We start from the raw sequence: 13,738 nt of genomic DNA, 5'->3' as shown, positions 1-13,738 counted from the left end.
TTTCGCAGACCGGGGCACGCATTTAATGGCTCAAACCGAGGGCTCGGGACCCGCCTTGCGGCTGAACAGGCGCTGGCGGAGCCTGTAGGCGGGCATGTTCAGCCGGGTCAGGGCCGCATCGACCGCCTCGTCCGAGAACCGGGTCGCCGGCCAGCGGTAGATCAGCGCGAAACCGAACCAGATCACGACGAAGGTGACGAGGCCGGCGGTCGCGACGTCCGTGAAGAAGTGGCCGCCGAAGGCCATCCGCAGCCCGCTGGTCACGGCGCCGAACACCACGGCGCCGGCATAGGCGAGCGGCCGCCATGCCGGCGGCGCCAGCGCGGCCGGCGCCAGGGTCCAGAACGCAGTCGCGCCTTCACCGGAGAAGAACGAGCAATTGCGCGCGCAGCCGCCGCGCGGATCCCACCACGGCACGAATTGCTGGTCGCCGGCAAACTCGGTCACCACCACTGGACGCGGCCGGCCCCAATAGGTCTTGAAGGTGAGGTTGGACAGAATGACGGCCGACAGGATGATCGTCACCAGCAGGAACACGATCGCGCGCCCCGACACCATCAGGGGACGGTCGGGCCTGATCATTTTCGCCACCAGGGCGACCAGCGACGGCAGCACGCAGGCCCAGGAGACCCACATCGCAGCGTTCCGCGCGATCTCGGCCCAGCCGTTCTGCTTGAGCGGAAATGTCCTGGTCGCGGGATCGAAGAACAGCGAAGCGAGCTTGAGATCGAGCTCGGGATAGAGGCCGAAAACGACGCCGATCACGAGCCACAGCGTCAGGGCGATGAAGAGTCCAGTCCGGTTCATGGCGGGCGGTTTAGCGGAGCGGGACGAGGATGAAAACCCTTGCCGGTGTCATTCCGGGGCGGTGCGCAGCACCGAGCCGGGAATCTCGAGATTCTCAGGTGCGCAATTGCGCACCATAGTTCGCGCTACGCGCGCCCCGGAATGACGGTGCAAACTAGCGCGCATCCGGCCGCGAATTCGACGGCAGCGGCGGAGGCGGTTGGCGCGGAGCCGGCGGGATGCGCCAGGCGCCGGCATTGCGGCCGGCGATCAGCCAGTAGACGACGCCGGCAACAATGCCCGCGCCGGTCATGATCTCCAGATGGCGGCGTACGATGCCTTCGAACTGAAACGTATCTGAATCGAACGGGACGAGGCCGAGATAGCAGGCGAGACCGACGAGGCCACCGCCGACCGCGTAGGCCAGCGCACTGCGGATATAGAGGGCTTCCGTGATCGCGACGATCACCGCCGCCGGTACCAGCGCGAAACCAGAAACAAAAATGAAGCCGAAGCCGAGCAGGATATCGATCGTGCCCTGATCGACGGGGCCGGCGCCGAGATCGGAAAATTCCGGAAACAGCAGCGCGCCGACCACGATCGTGCCGCCGACGAAACAGGCGGCGAGGAAGCCGATGAAGATGACGACGAGGCGGCCGATCAGGGACATGACATAAGCAGGTTGTCGACAAACGATGTCGCCACGTTCTCAACCGTCATGCCCGGGCTTGACCCGGGCATCCACGACTTTCTTGCTCGCGGTTCGTGGATGGCCGGGACAAGCCCGGCCATGACGAGAGCGCGTGAGGCACTCATCCTCAATCCGTCATCGCCATCGCGCGCAGCGCTTGACGCTCGCGTGCGCTGAGCTTTTCCGTCTCGGACTTGAGCTGGCCGCAGGCGGCGAGGATGTCGCGGCCGCGCGGCGTGCGCACCGGCGAGGAATAGCCGGCGTTGAAGATGTATTCGGAGAACTTTTCGATCTGGTCCCAGTCCGAGCATTCATAGGCGGTGCCGGGCCAGGGATTGAACGGGATCAGATTGATCTTGGCGTGAATGCCCTTGAGCAGCTTCACCAGCAGCTTTGCATCGTCGAGCGAATCGTTGACGCCCTTGAGCATCACATATTCGAAGGTGATGCGGCGCGCATTCGAAGCGCCGGGATAATCGCGGCAGGCCTGCAGCAGCTCCTTGATCGGATATTTGCGGTTGAGCGGCACCAGCTCGTTGCGCAGCTCGTCGCGCACCGCATGCAGCGAGATCGCGAGCATGACGCCGATCTCCTCGCCGGCGCGCACGATGTTCGGCACCACGCCCGAGGTCGACAGCGTGATGCGGCGGCGGGAGATGCCGATACCCTCATTGTCGCCGACGATCAAAAGTGCATCGCGTACCGCGTCGAAATTGTAGAGCGGCTCGCCCATGCCCATCATCACGATGTTGGTGACGCGGCGCGTGCCGTCCTCGCGGTCGGCCCAATCGTTCAAGCGGTCGCGCGCGACCATGATCTGGCCGACGATCTCGCCGGCGGTGAGATTGCGCACCAGGCGCTGCGTACCGGTGTGACAGAACGAGCAGTTCAGCGTGCAGCCGACCTGCGAGGAGACGCAGAGCGTGCCGCGATCGGTCTCGGGAATGTAGACGCACTCGACTTCATGCGCCTTCTCGACGGAGTCGCCGCTCGGCAGGCGTAGCAGCCATTTGCGGGTGCCGTCGTTGGAGATCTGCTCGGCCACGACTTCGGGCCGGTCGACGGTGAAGCGCTGCGCGAGATCGGCGCGAATGCCCTTCGAAATCGAGGTCATGTCGTCAAAACTCTGGGCGCCGCGGAAATAGAGCCAGTGCCACAGCTGCTGCACACGCATCTTGCGCTGCGCCGGAGCGACGCCGATCTCGCCGAGGCGATCGGCAAGCTCGGTGCGCGACAATCCGATCAGCGAGGGTTTTGCCAGCGGCACATAGGTTTCGAGTGGCGTCTTCTCCACCAGGATTGCGTCGCGCGGCTCGGTCGTCGGTTGCATCGATTAGGCCTGATTGTGTTTTGTCGTTCCGGGGCGGCGCAAAGCGTCGAACCCGGAACCTCGAGATTCCGGGTCTGGTCCTTCGGATCATCCCGGAATGACGGAAAAGCTAGGAACCGCCCTTATATAGCAACCGGAACGGCCGATTGCGACCTTCTCGCCCGCAGCCTTAATGCCTGCAATCCTGCGCGATCTTGTCGAGCGCCTGGGCAAGGCCCTTCAGCGAGAACGTATCGGTCGTCTCCGTGCCCTTGGCCGAGACGCCCTTGACCACGAGATCGGCGGATTTGCGCATGGCCTCCACCATTCGCTCCTCCTCGGCCGCATTCTTGATCCAGAGGCCGTCGCCCTGCGTGTACATGGCAAAAGAGGCGCCGCCGACCTCGATGGTGGATTCGGAGCCCGGCTTCAGCGCGTAGCCGATCATGACCGAAACTTCGTTGTTCACCTTCTCGGCCGGCCGGGTCGAGACGAAGGCATAGGCGGGATCGCGCGGCCGGTTCGGCGGATTGGTCTTGGACGATGACGGCTTGGCCAGCGCAAAGCAGACCTTCTTGCCATTGGGTGCCGCCGAATAGGCACCCCAGGTGCCGAACTGGCCGATCAGGGTCGGCTCTGCGCCGCCCGCAACCGCCGCGGTAGAGGCCGCTGGCTTGCCCTCGGGCTTTGCTGCCGTCTTCGCGGCCGTCTTGGCGGCAGCGGGCTTGGCCGCAGTCTTCGGGGCCGGTTGAGCCGTCTGCGCGCGCGCGGAATCACTGAGTCCCCACGCCGTCACGCCAATCATCAAAGCCAAAAAGAGCACCCGCCACATGCCGGAGTGGTTCCCTCAATATTGTGACTGGAAGATGGCCCGATCGCGCTTTGTCCCCGGTCAGGGATAGCTGGGAAAGTTCAATTTGGGAAGGCAGTTAGCAGGGCGACGCGGCTAGCTTCCGGACCGCGCCGCGCGCTGTTCGGCCCATTGCGCGTCCGACCATTGCAACAAATCCTCGGCGCCGGAACTGCGCAAATGCGCGCCGCCGTCGATCACCACCATCTCACCATTGATGTAAGCAGCGCGATCCGAGACCAGGAAGCTGGCGAGGTCAGCCAGCTCGCTATGCTCGCCGGTGCGGCCCAGCGGATTGCGCGCCGTCCAGCTTTCGTCGCGGCCCTCCGGGCGAAGCTGCCCGGATGCGCCCGGGGTCGGGAACGGTCCCGGCGCGATCGCGACGGTGCGGATGCCTTTCGGGCCCCATTCCACCGCCAGGCTCTTGGTCATCGCCAGCACCGCCGATTTCGCCATCGCGGAGGGAACGGTGAAGGCGCGGCCGGTGATGGTCGAGGTCGAGAGAATCGAGAGCACGACGCCGCCATGCTTGCCTTCGATCCAGCGCTTGCCTGCGGCGAGCGTGCAATACATCGCGCCATGCAGGGTCGGCGCCAGGATGGCATCGGCCGCGCGAAACGACAGATGCTCGCTCTGCGCGATGAAGGTCGCTGCGGCGTTGTTGACGAGGATGTCGAGCGGCGCTTCACGCCAGATCGCATCCATCATCGCATCGACGGCGGCGCCATCGCGAACATCGCAGGCGTTGGTGGTGACCTTGCCGCCGGTCTGCGCGCGCATCCCCGCTGCGGTTGTCTCCAGACGATCGAGCTTGCGGCCGCAGATCACGAGCTCGGCGCCGAGCGTGAGGAAGCGTCGGCCCATCGCAGCGCCAAGGCCCGAGCCGCCGCCGGTGACGAGGATGCGCTTGTTCTTGAGCAGGTCCGTTTCAAACATCGTTTGAATCCCTTCTCCGCGATTTCGTCATTGCGACCGCAGCGACTTGTCCGCCGAAGCTTTAGCGGAGGCTGAAGCAATCCAGAATCCGTCCTGCGGAAATAGCCCGGATTGCTTCGCTTCGCTTGCAATGACGAGGATAGGGCGAACGTCGCCGCAAGCAAAGAATCCGGATTGTCGGACCGCACTAAATCCGGCAAAACCGCACCAACTATAATTCCCCTCGAAACGCTTCAGGTGCCGCCATGAAAGCCATTCTCTGCTCGCAATATTGCCAGCCCGACGACCTCGTGCTCGCCGATGTGCCGGACCCGGTGGCCGGTCCCGGCGAAGCCGTGATCGCGATCAAGGCGGCGGCGCTGAATTTTTTCGACATCCTGATGATTCAAGGAAAGTACCAGATCAAGCCGCCGTTCCCGTTCTCGCCAGCCGCGGAAGTTGCCGGCGTGATCGAGAGCATCGGCCATGGTGTCACTGATCTCAAGGTCGGCGATCGCGTCGTCGCCTCCTGCGGCCACAACGGCGCGCGTGAAAAGATCGCGCTGCCCGCGGCATCAATCGTGAAGATCCCCGACAATCTCGACTACGACCGCGCAGCCGGCATCATCATCATCTACGGCACCGCGCTGCATGCGCTGGAGGATCGCGCCAGCCCCAAGCCGGGCGAGACGCTCGCGGTGCTGGGTGCGGCCGGCGGCACCGGCCTTGCCGCCTGCGAGCTCGGCAAGCTGATGGGCCTGAAAGTGATCGCCTGCGCTTCGTCGGACGAGAAGCTCGCTTTCGCCAGGGCGCACGGCGCCGAGCTGACGCTGAACTACGCCAAGGAAGACCTGAAGGAAGGCTTGCGTAAACTCACCGACGGCAAGGGCGTCGACATCATCTTCGATCCCGTGGGCGGCGCTTACGCCGAACAGGCGCTGCGGTCGATCGCCTGGGAAGGCCGTTTCCTGGTGATCGGCTTTGCCGCCGGTGACATTCCGAAGATGCCGCTGAACCTCGCGCTGTTGAAGGGCTGCGATATCAGAGGCGTATTCTGGGGCGCCTGGACCCGGGTCAATCCCGCCAAGAACCGCGCCAATCTCGAGAAGCTCGTGAAGTGGACGGCGGAAGGAAAGATCTCATCGCATGTCGACCGTACCTTCCCGCTGGCGCAGACCGCCGACGCGCTGAAGGTTCTGGCGGGACGCCAGGCCATGGGCAAGGTGATCCTGCATCCGTGAGGCCGCAGGCGCCCCGCCACATCCACAACCGCCATCGCACGAATCACCGGCGTTGCTGAAGCAGCGCCGGCTTTTTCGCGCGGCGCCGTCTGGTTGAACCGTCCTCAACCATCACCGCCAAAATTGCGGTGCATTCCTCCGCCTCGCCCCAATCAAACCCAACTATTTCCCAATTCGCGCAAAGCGCTGACGTTTTTTGGGCTGATTCAAACGGCGTTTTACCGGCTCCATTTGCGGGACACTTCTGGACAAAAGCAAGAAGACTGAAGCCGGGAATGCCCCCGCGTTGCGTTAGTATGGGGAGCATCACCATGGAGACGACGGCGCATCGCCCGTCGACGGAGTCGAGCGCGCTCGACTCCCATCGAACAGCATCACCTTCACCGACCGCGTCCTTCATCCGCGCGCGTGCCGCACGCGCCGAACTATCGCAGGACGATCCAATTCCACTGTTCCTGTCCGATCCGCTCGGCGCGCCGGACCCACGCGAATATGCGCAGATGGAGGTGCGCTCCAGACTCATCCCGCGTGTTCTTGCGGTCGTTCTGGCGGCATCCTCGCTGGCTGTCTCGGCCGCGCTGTTTCAGTCCGACCTTCGCGGCCTGTTTGCCGCCAACGCCGGTAGCTGGATGGGCATCGCGGCAGACCAGGCCATGGCGTCGACCAATGCGCCGGCCGAGCCGCAGACGCCGCGCAAGGATCCGGCGCGCGCGAGCGACACGAGGCTGGCGAGTGCCGATGCGCAGGACCCCCCTGCGCCGCAAACGCCAAGTCGCGAGGCGATCGCAAGCGCCTATCAGACGGCGCTGCAAGCTCAGACCCCGGCACCTGGGCCGGCGACCGTTGCTGCGCCGCCCGAGCCACCGCCGCCCGCCACGACCCTCGACGCAGACACGCTGGCGGGGCTCATGGCACGGGCCAGGAGCCTGATGAGCGTCGGCGACATCGCCGCGGCGCGGCTCCTGCTCGAACGCGCGGCGAATGCACAAGATGCGACGGCGGCGTACGTGCTGGCGCAGACCTATGATCCAGCCGTGCTGGGCACCAAGGACACGCGGAGCATCACTGCGGACCCCGCAGCCGCGCGCGACTGGTACCAGAAAGCCGCGCAGCTTGGATCGGCCGAGGCGCGGCAGCGCCTCTCCCAACTTCAGAACTAGATTTGGCAGGGGACATCATGCGTTACGCTTTGAAAATGGCGCTTGCCGCCATCATGACCATCTGTTCCTGCGCGGCGCGCGCCGAGCAGACCGAATACGATCCGGCCAAGGTCTCGGACGGTTTGAAAGCCATCTTCCAGTTCGGCTCGAACTCGACCAAGCAGGCGCTGAACGCCAACACCGTCACGCTGATCACAGGCACGATCGGCGGTACCTATGTGCAGTTCGGCGCCGACCTCGCCTCCGTGCTCGACGACGGCAACAAGATCCGCGTGCTTCCGATCGTCGGCCGCGGCTCGGTGCAGAGCGTCGCCGACATTCTGTTCCTGCAAGGTGTCGACCTCGGCGTCGTGCGGGCCGATACGCTCGACTATCTCGAGCGCAAGGGCTTTGCCAAGGACATCAAGAAGCAGTTCACCTATGTCACCAAGCTCTATAACGAGGAGATGCAGGTGATCGCGCCGAAATCGGTCGCGACGCTCAAAGACCTCGAAGGCAAGACGGTCAGCGTGGACCTGCCGAACGGCGGCACCTTCATCACCGCACTCACCGTATTCGAACGGCTCGGAATCAAGGCAAAATTCGTCTATGTCGAGCAGCGGATCGCGATGGAGAAGCTGAAGGCCGGCGAGATCGACGCCGTCGTCGTGGTCGGCGGCAAGCCGTACAAGTCGGTCTCGACCTTCGGCAATGACGGCCGCTTCCACCTGGCGAAGGTTGACTACGCAAAGCCGCTCCAGAGCGACTATCTGCCGGCGACGCTGACGTCAAAGGACTATCCGAACCTGATCAAGGACGGCGAGAGCGTGGACACGATCGCCGTGCCGGCGGTGCTCGCGGCCTACAACTGGGCGCAGAACACCGAACGCTACCGCAAGCTTGCGCTGTTCGTGGACGCGTTCTTCACGAAATTTCCGGCGCTGCAAAACCCGCCCTTCCATCCCAAGTGGAAGGAGGTCTCGCTCGCGGCCCCGCTGGCGGGCTGGAATAGATTGCCGGTGGCGCAGCAATGGCTCGACCGGCACGGCGTCGAGCCGGTGACGCGGCAACGCTTCGAGGCCTTCCTGAAGCAAAGCCCGGCAGGTGCAAAGGTGACCGACGCGGAAAGGGAGACGCTGTTCAAGCAATTCCAGGCCTGGGACGCCGAGAATGCGCGGGCGGAGAAGAAGTAGCGAGCTCGTCTCCACACCTCACTGTCATCGTCCGGCTTGACCGGGCGATCCAGTACTCCTAGACGGCTGTGATTGAATCGAGAGGCCGCGGCGTACCGGATTCCCCGCCTACGCGGGGAATGACAGCGGAATACGGGGCTCGCTACTGTGCCACCTCATCCACGCCGCGCTTCAGCGCGGCGCGGTGCTCCGACGTGATGTGGCTCGCGACCATGCGAATGGCGGTCGCGAGCACGGCGGCATCATCGGTGAAGCCGAGCACTGGCATCACATCGGGGATGAAGTCGAACGGCAGGATGAAATAGGCGATCGCAGCCAGCAGCGACGCCTGGACATGGCGCGGCGTCTGCCGATCGAACGCACAATAATAGGCGGCGAGCAGATCTTCCGCGAACGGCAGCTGCGCGGCGACGCGCTTCAGCTTGCGCCAAAAGCGGCGGCGAACGCTGTCACGATCTTCCGCGAGCCGATCGGCCGGCTCGAAGCCGACGCTGTGTTCGGCAGCCATGTTCGAGAACTCCCCGCTCAATCCGCCGCGGCCGAAGGCCGCATCTGACGACGATCACAACATGGGGATGCGCATCCTGCCTGCAAGATCTCAGCCTGATGTCAGCTTAGCGATGGCGTTCATCGCGGTGGCGAGCGCGATATCACGTTGGGTGACGCCACCGGCGTCATGGGTCGACAGCACCACCTCGACAGTCTTGTAGACATTGCGCCATTCGGGGTGGTGATCCATCTTCTCGGCGACCAGCGCTGCACGGGTCATGAAGCCGAACGCCTCGTTGAAATCCTTGAAGACAAAGGTCTTCCCGATGGCGTCGCGGCCCTGAACCTCGGTCCAGCCCGTGATACCACCCAGCGCCTGCTTGCGTGCGTCCGCCGATAGCCGCTCTGCCATGATGGCCTCCGTTTTTCAGGGGAACTTTACCCTAACACCGTGCTTACGGTCCGGGTCCAAGGGGATTTCGCCCGATCCGCTAACCATGACGGAGATGTAACCCCGCCGGACAAGAAATTTGCTACAATTGCCGGCGTAAATCGCCGGCCAAGATGAAACTGAGCCTGAAGCGCCTGTTTGGGAGATCGATGACCGGGGGATTAGACCTGGCCGAAACGCCCGCTCCGCCTTCGCCACGATCGGCGGCGCGGAAGACGGCGCTCGTGTCTCTGGCGCTGGTGCTCGCCATCATCGGCGCGCTGGCAGGCGGCTACTATTTCGCGATGCGGCCGGTGGTGCTGAAGATCGCGGTCGGTCCAGCCAACAGCGACGACGTCAAGGTGGTACAGACGCTGACGCAGGCCTTCGCGCAGAGCAAGGGTTACGTGCGGCTGCGCCCGATCCAGACCGACGGCGCCATCGCCAGCGCCAATGAGCTCGCCCAGGGCAAGGCCGATCTCGCCATCATACGCGGCGATCTCGAGGTGCCCAAGAACGCGCAAGCCGTCGCGACGCTGCGCAAGAACGTCGTGGTGCTGTGGTCGGTTTCCGGCAAGGGCAAGAAGAAGGGCGCGAAGATCACCAAGATCGCGCAGCTCGCCGGCCATCGCGTCGGCGTGGTCGGCCGGACCCCGGCCAACGTCAATTTGCTCAAGGTGATCCTCCAGCAATACGGCGTCGATCCCGCCAAGGTGGAGGTCGTGCAGTTCCCGGCAAGCGAGGCCGCCGAGGCGATCAAGGCACAGAAGGCCGACGTCTATCTCGCGGCCGGCCCGGTCAACAGCAAGATCACGTCCGACGCGATCGCCGCCTCAGCCAGGGATGGCAGCGCGCCAACCTTCCTCGCCATCGATTCAGCCGATGCGATCGCGCAGAACCATCCGGTCTACGAGTCCTCGGAGATTCCCGCCGGCACCTATGGCGGCTCGCCCGACCGCCCCGACGACGAGGTCAAGACCATCAGTTTCTCGCACCACATCGTGGCACGCAAAGGCCTGTCGGAGACCACGGTCGCGGCCTTCACCCGGCAGCTCTTCGCCGTGCGCCAGCAATTGCTGGCCGATTTCCCGCAGGCCGCGAAGATCGAGACACCCGATACCGACAAGGACGCGGCGATCCCGGTGCACCCGGGCGCGGCCGCCTTCGTCGACGGCGAAGAGAAGACCTTCCTCGACAAGTACAGCGATTACATCTGGTGGAGCCTGATGGCGCTTTCGGCCATGGGCTCGATCGGCGCATGGTTCGCCGGCTACCTGAAAAAGGATGAGCGCAACAGCAACAATCATCAGCGCGAGCGCCTGCTCGACATGCTCGCCGCAGCCCGCAAGAGCGAGACCGCCGACGAGCTCGACCAGATGCAGGCCGAAGCCGACGACATCTTGCGCGACACGCTGCGTTGCTACGATGACGGCGCCATCGAAGAAGGCGCCCTGACCGCCTTCAACATCGTACTCGACCAGTTCCATGCCGCAATTGCCGACCGCAAGGTCGTGCTGTCCAGCCTGCCGCCGAACCTGCAACGCGCCGGCGCGCAATTCCGGGCCGCCGGCAACGCATAAACGCCCGTCCGCGTAATCGCCGCGTCACACTGTCTCAATATAGCGTCGTACTTCGTCCCAGCGACCGTCGCCTTGGCGGGGCTGCGCGATATCGAGGGCATCGTCATGAAGATCAAATTCTCCCGCCGCAAATTCCTCAGCACCAGCGCCGGTGCGCTCGGCGCGATCGCGATGCCGCATCTGTCGCGCGCGGCCGACCGGCCCATGGTCACCCATGGCGTGCAATCCGGCGACGTCACGGTGGACGGCGGGGTGGTCTGGGCGCGGACCGACCGGCCAGCACAGATGCTGGTCGAGGTGGCGACGACGGATTCGTTCAAGAACGCCCGGGCGCTGCCGCCGATCGCTGCGCTGCCCGAGAGCGACTTCACCGCCAAGATGCTGGTGGAAAATCTGCCCGCGGGCCAGGACATCTTCTATCGCGTCCGCTTCCGCGATCTCTCGCACACCGCGATCGAAGGCGAGCCGGTGGTCGGCCGCTTCCGCACCGCGCCGGCCGATCGTCGCGATGTCAGCTTCGTTTGGGGCGGCGACGTCGCAGGCCAGGGCTGGGGCATCAATCCCGAAGACGGCGGCATGCTCACCTTCGAAACCATGCGCAAGCACCGGCCGGATTTCCTGCTGCATTCCGGCGACACCATCTACGCCGACGGCGTGATCGCCTCCGAGGTCAAGCTTGCCGACGGCAAGATCTGGAAGAACCTCACGATCCCCGAGAAGGCCAAGGTCGCCGAGACGCTGGACGAGTACCGCGCCGCGCACAAATACAATTTCACCGACGACAATGTCCGCGCCTTCAATGCCGAAGTGCCAATCTTCGTGCAGTGGGACGATCACGAGGTGACCAACAATTGGTCGCTGTCGAAGGATCTGCCTGCTGCCTACAAGGTGCGCGACATCTCGCTGCTGGCGGCCCGCGCGTCCCGCGCCTTCCACGAGATGTATCCGATGCGCGAGAGCATCAATGAGCCGGGCCGGGTCTATCGCCAGATCTCCTATGGCCCGCATCTCGACGTGTTCGTGCTCGACGAGCGCAGCTATCGCGGCCCGAACGGCGCCAATCTCGAGACGGAGTACGGCCCGGCCAGCTATTTCCTCGGCCCCGACCAGATGGCCTGGCTGAAGCGCGGCCTGCTCAATTCGCGCGCGACATGGAAAGTGATCGCCTCCGACATGCCGCTCAGCATCATCGTTTACGACGATGCGGCGAACAAGAAGGGGTCGGAAGCCTTCGCGCAGGGCGACGGCCCGGTGCGCGGGAGAGAGTTCGAGATCGCCGACATCCTGCGCTTCATCAAGACGGCGCCGATCAGGAATACGGTGTGGCTGACGGCGGACGTGCACTACGCCGCCGCGCATTATTACGATCCCAACAAGGCGCAATTCCAGGATTTCGAGCCGTTCTGGGAATTCGTCTCAGGGCCGCTGCACGCCGGAACGTTCGGCCCGAACGAGCTCGACAACACGTTCGGCCCCGACGTGCGTTTCATCAAGGCGCCCGGCCTCGACAAGCAGAACCTGCCGCCATCCGCCGGCATGCAGTTCTTCGGTCACGTCAAGATCGACGGTGCCTCCGGCCAGATGACGGTGACGTTGCGCGACCGCGCCGACATCGCGCTGTGGTCGACCACGCTGGATCCGAAATTCGCCTGACGCCGATCTAAAGCGCGATGAGATTAGGATGAATCATCATCGCGCTTCAGGTTGTTGTTTGAGCAGGATCTTTTCGGAAAACCGCTTCGCACTTTTCCCTTAGCCGCCGCGGGCCTGCAATGCCGCCTCCAGCGCATCGCTGGAGCACGGCTTTTGCAGCCGCGGCCGTGCGGCAAACTCCGGCGGGATGCTGGTCTCCGCGCCGTAGCCGGTGACGAAGACGAAGGGAATTGCCAGCACTGCGAGCCGCTCGGCGATCGCAAAACTCTTCTCGCGGATCAGCTCGACGTCGAGCAGCGCGAAGTCGGGCGCGCGTGCATTGATCGCGTTCAGCGCCTGCGCCACCGAACCCACGCTGCGCACGCTTTTGACGCCAAAGCCGAGCAGCCGATCCTCGAAATCGATGGCGATAATCGGATCGTCCTCGACGATCAGCACGTCGGCGGGGAGTTCGGCCGGGCGGTCCGGGGAGGCAGGTATCATGGTCCTGACTATTGAGAGCTGCATGTTTCACCGGTCAGGACAGCCCCAAGCCGATACCTGCGCCCAGCGCATCGGAGGGTTCCCGGAACGAAACTCACCACAGAACAGTTCTTACGTCTGTCCACATGTGCACACAGGCCATGAACGGAAGTCGCTACTGTGGAGAGGAGGACCGGGAGTTCGCGATGGACGCGCGTATCAGCACGATAAACGATGTCGAGAGCCGGCCCGCCAACAACCTGCTGCGGCGCTTGCGCCCGGCTGATTATGCGCTGCTCGCACCCTCCGTCACCGTTGACGAGGTCGCCGCGAACCATCTGCTCTACAGTCCCGGCGACGACGTCCAGGTGGTGCATTTTCCCTGCGGTCCGTCCCTCGCAACGTTTCTCGTCCCGAATGAAGACGGCCGCGATGTCGAGACCATTCTGGTCGGTCGCGAGGGCGCGGTGGGCGGCATCGTCAGCGAAGGATTCCTGCCGGCCTATACCCGCATCTGCGTGAAATTCGGCGGCCCGTTCGCGCGGATTCACGTCGGCAAACTGGAGGCGGCCAAGGCCCGCTCGCCGTCGCTGCGCAACATCTTCGCCCGCTACGCCGATTGCATGCTGGCGCAGATCTTCCAGTCGACCGCCTGCAACGCGATTCATTCGATCGAGCAACGCACGGCGAAATGGATCGTCGCGGCGATGGAGCGGACCGGCGACGAGCACAGCGTGCCGCTGACGCACGAGCAGCTTGCGACACTGCTCGGTGTCGGTCGCTCTTATGCCAGTCGCGTGCTGCAATCATTCAAGGCCGAAGGTGTGCTCGATACCAGGCGCGGCGCGATCCTGGTTCGCAACCACGACGGCTTGCGCATGCGCGCCTGCCTCTGCAACGACGCCGTGAAGATGCATTTCGAGGAGGTGCTGCGCGGAGTCTATCCGACAGAGGAGGCGGAGAGCCGCGCCGCGCCGGGCTGACCGGGACAGCCGGGTGC

The 13,738-nt window shown here is 64.3% G+C and carries 14 protein-coding genes; 6 read left to right on the top strand and 8 right to left on the bottom strand.

The window, feature by feature from the left end:
• Window positions 1-30 precede the first annotated feature (30 nt).
• The 5 genes from BM374_RS06020 to BM374_RS06000 all read right to left on the bottom strand — a co-directional run bounded on the left by BM374_RS06020 (window position 31) and on the right by BM374_RS06000 (window position 4,572).
• Window positions 31-807: a phosphatase PAP2 family protein gene (locus BM374_RS06020; RefSeq protein WP_092289855.1), complete on the bottom strand. Its 777-nt coding sequence runs from the start codon at window positions 805-807 to the stop codon at window positions 31-33.
• A 154-nt stretch (window positions 808-961) separates the two neighbouring features.
• A complete protein-coding gene (locus tag BM374_RS06015; RefSeq protein ID WP_092289853.1) occupies window positions 962-1,456 on the bottom strand; it encodes a hypothetical protein in 495 nt (164 codons plus the stop codon).
• A 148-nt stretch (window positions 1,457-1,604) separates the two neighbouring features.
• Window positions 1,605-2,807, bottom strand: a complete 1,203-nt coding sequence (rlmN, locus tag BM374_RS06010; protein ID WP_092289850.1) for a dual-specificity RNA methyltransferase RlmN — start codon at window positions 2,805-2,807, stop codon at window positions 1,605-1,607.
• A gap of 169 nt (window positions 2,808-2,976) precedes the next feature.
• Window positions 2,977-3,618 carry an invasion associated locus B family protein gene (locus tag BM374_RS06005; protein WP_092289848.1) on the bottom strand — a complete coding sequence of 214 codons (642 nt, stop codon included), beginning with the start codon at window positions 3,616-3,618 and terminating at the stop codon, window positions 2,977-2,979.
• A gap of 114 nt (window positions 3,619-3,732) precedes the next feature.
• The gene (locus BM374_RS06000; RefSeq protein ID WP_092289846.1) at window positions 3,733-4,572 is read right to left on the bottom strand and encodes an SDR family oxidoreductase; all 840 of its coding nucleotides are present in this window, start codon (window positions 4,570-4,572) and stop codon (window positions 3,733-3,735) included.
• Window positions 4,573-4,817: 245 nt separating this feature from the next.
• Between BM374_RS06000 and BM374_RS05995 the strand changes: the two genes are divergently transcribed.
• From BM374_RS05995 to BM374_RS05985, 3 genes are all read left to right on the top strand, one after another.
• Window positions 4,818-5,792 (top strand): NADPH:quinone oxidoreductase family protein, encoded by a 975-nt coding sequence (locus tag BM374_RS05995; protein ID WP_092289843.1) that lies wholly within the window; start codon window positions 4,818-4,820, stop codon window positions 5,790-5,792.
• A gap of 311 nt (window positions 5,793-6,103) precedes the next feature.
• The gene (locus tag BM374_RS05990) at window positions 6,104-6,952 is read left to right on the top strand and encodes a hypothetical protein (RefSeq protein ID WP_092289841.1); all 849 of its coding nucleotides are present in this window, start codon (window positions 6,104-6,106) and stop codon (window positions 6,950-6,952) included.
• 17 nt (window positions 6,953-6,969) lie between these two features.
• Window positions 6,970-8,124, top strand: a complete 1,155-nt coding sequence (locus BM374_RS05985; RefSeq protein ID WP_092289839.1) for a TAXI family TRAP transporter solute-binding subunit — start codon at window positions 6,970-6,972, stop codon at window positions 8,122-8,124.
• 142 nt (window positions 8,125-8,266) lie between these two features.
• Here the strand turns inward: BM374_RS05985 and BM374_RS05980 are convergent, their stop codons facing one another.
• Window positions 8,267-8,632, bottom strand: a complete 366-nt coding sequence (locus tag BM374_RS05980) for a YkvA family protein (RefSeq protein WP_092289836.1) — start codon at window positions 8,630-8,632, stop codon at window positions 8,267-8,269.
• Window positions 8,633-8,722: 90 nt separating this feature from the next.
• The gene (locus BM374_RS05975; RefSeq protein WP_092289834.1) at window positions 8,723-9,025 is read right to left on the bottom strand and encodes a 4a-hydroxytetrahydrobiopterin dehydratase; all 303 of its coding nucleotides are present in this window, start codon (window positions 9,023-9,025) and stop codon (window positions 8,723-8,725) included.
• A 152-nt stretch (window positions 9,026-9,177) separates the two neighbouring features.
• On the opposite strand from BM374_RS05975, the gene BM374_RS05970 reads away from it, so the two are divergent.
• The gene (locus BM374_RS05970) at window positions 9,178-10,623 is read left to right on the top strand and encodes a TAXI family TRAP transporter solute-binding subunit (protein WP_092289832.1); all 1,446 of its coding nucleotides are present in this window, start codon (window positions 9,178-9,180) and stop codon (window positions 10,621-10,623) included.
• Window positions 10,624-10,728: 105 nt separating this feature from the next.
• On the top strand, window positions 10,729-12,276 hold the full coding sequence (locus BM374_RS05965; protein ID WP_092290277.1) for an alkaline phosphatase D family protein: 1,548 nt from the start codon (window positions 10,729-10,731) through the stop codon (window positions 12,274-12,276).
• A 99-nt stretch (window positions 12,277-12,375) separates the two neighbouring features.
• On the opposite strand, the gene BM374_RS05960 is transcribed toward BM374_RS05965, so the two are convergent.
• Window positions 12,376-12,759: a response regulator gene (locus BM374_RS05960; protein WP_177248116.1), complete on the bottom strand. Its 384-nt coding sequence runs from the start codon at window positions 12,757-12,759 to the stop codon at window positions 12,376-12,378.
• A 185-nt stretch (window positions 12,760-12,944) separates the two neighbouring features.
• On the opposite strand from BM374_RS05960, the gene BM374_RS05955 reads away from it, so the two are divergent.
• Window positions 12,945-13,721, top strand: coding sequence for a Crp/Fnr family transcriptional regulator (locus BM374_RS05955; protein WP_092289828.1), 777 nt, complete (start codon window positions 12,945-12,947; stop codon window positions 13,719-13,721).
• The last annotated feature ends 17 nt before the right edge of the window (window positions 13,722-13,738 follow it).

The sequence above is a fragment of the Bradyrhizobium sp. Ghvi genome (assembly GCF_900115265.1).
Lineage (GTDB): Bacteria > Pseudomonadota > Alphaproteobacteria > Rhizobiales > Xanthobacteraceae > Bradyrhizobium.
This window is presented reverse-complemented; position numbering and strand designations above follow the sequence as displayed.

Bases quoted from the DNA above. Each gene is read 5' to 3' on its own strand.
- BM374_RS06020 (WP_092289855.1), bottom strand. From the start codon at position 807: ATGAACCGGACTGGACTCTTCATCGCCCTGACGCTGTGGCTCGTGATC.
- BM374_RS06015 (WP_092289853.1), bottom strand. From the start codon at position 1,456: ATGTCCCTGATCGGCCGCCTCGTCGTCATCTTCATCGGCTTCCTCGCC.
- rlmN (WP_092289850.1), bottom strand. From the start codon at position 2,807: ATGCAACCGACGACCGAGCCGCGCGACGCAATCCTGGTGGAGAAGACG.
- BM374_RS06005 (WP_092289848.1), bottom strand. From the start codon at position 3,618: ATGTGGCGGGTGCTCTTTTTGGCTTTGATGATTGGCGTGACGGCGTGG.
- BM374_RS06000 (WP_092289846.1), bottom strand. From the start codon at position 4,572: ATGTTTGAAACGGACCTGCTCAAGAACAAGCGCATCCTCGTCACCGGC.
- BM374_RS05995 (WP_092289843.1), top strand. From the start codon at position 4,818: ATGAAAGCCATTCTCTGCTCGCAATATTGCCAGCCCGACGACCTCGTG.
- BM374_RS05990 (WP_092289841.1), top strand. From the start codon at position 6,104: ATGGAGACGACGGCGCATCGCCCGTCGACGGAGTCGAGCGCGCTCGAC.
- BM374_RS05985 (WP_092289839.1), top strand. From the start codon at position 6,970: ATGCGTTACGCTTTGAAAATGGCGCTTGCCGCCATCATGACCATCTGT.
- BM374_RS05980 (WP_092289836.1), bottom strand. From the start codon at position 8,632: ATGGCTGCCGAACACAGCGTCGGCTTCGAGCCGGCCGATCGGCTCGCG.
- BM374_RS05975 (WP_092289834.1), bottom strand. From the start codon at position 9,025: ATGGCAGAGCGGCTATCGGCGGACGCACGCAAGCAGGCGCTGGGTGGT.
- BM374_RS05970 (WP_092289832.1), top strand. From the start codon at position 9,178: ATGAAACTGAGCCTGAAGCGCCTGTTTGGGAGATCGATGACCGGGGGA.
- BM374_RS05965 (WP_092290277.1), top strand. From the start codon at position 10,729: ATGAAGATCAAATTCTCCCGCCGCAAATTCCTCAGCACCAGCGCCGGT.
- BM374_RS05960 (WP_177248116.1), bottom strand. From the start codon at position 12,759: ATGATACCTGCCTCCCCGGACCGCCCGGCCGAACTCCCCGCCGACGTG.
- BM374_RS05955 (WP_092289828.1), top strand. From the start codon at position 12,945: ATGGACGCGCGTATCAGCACGATAAACGATGTCGAGAGCCGGCCCGCC.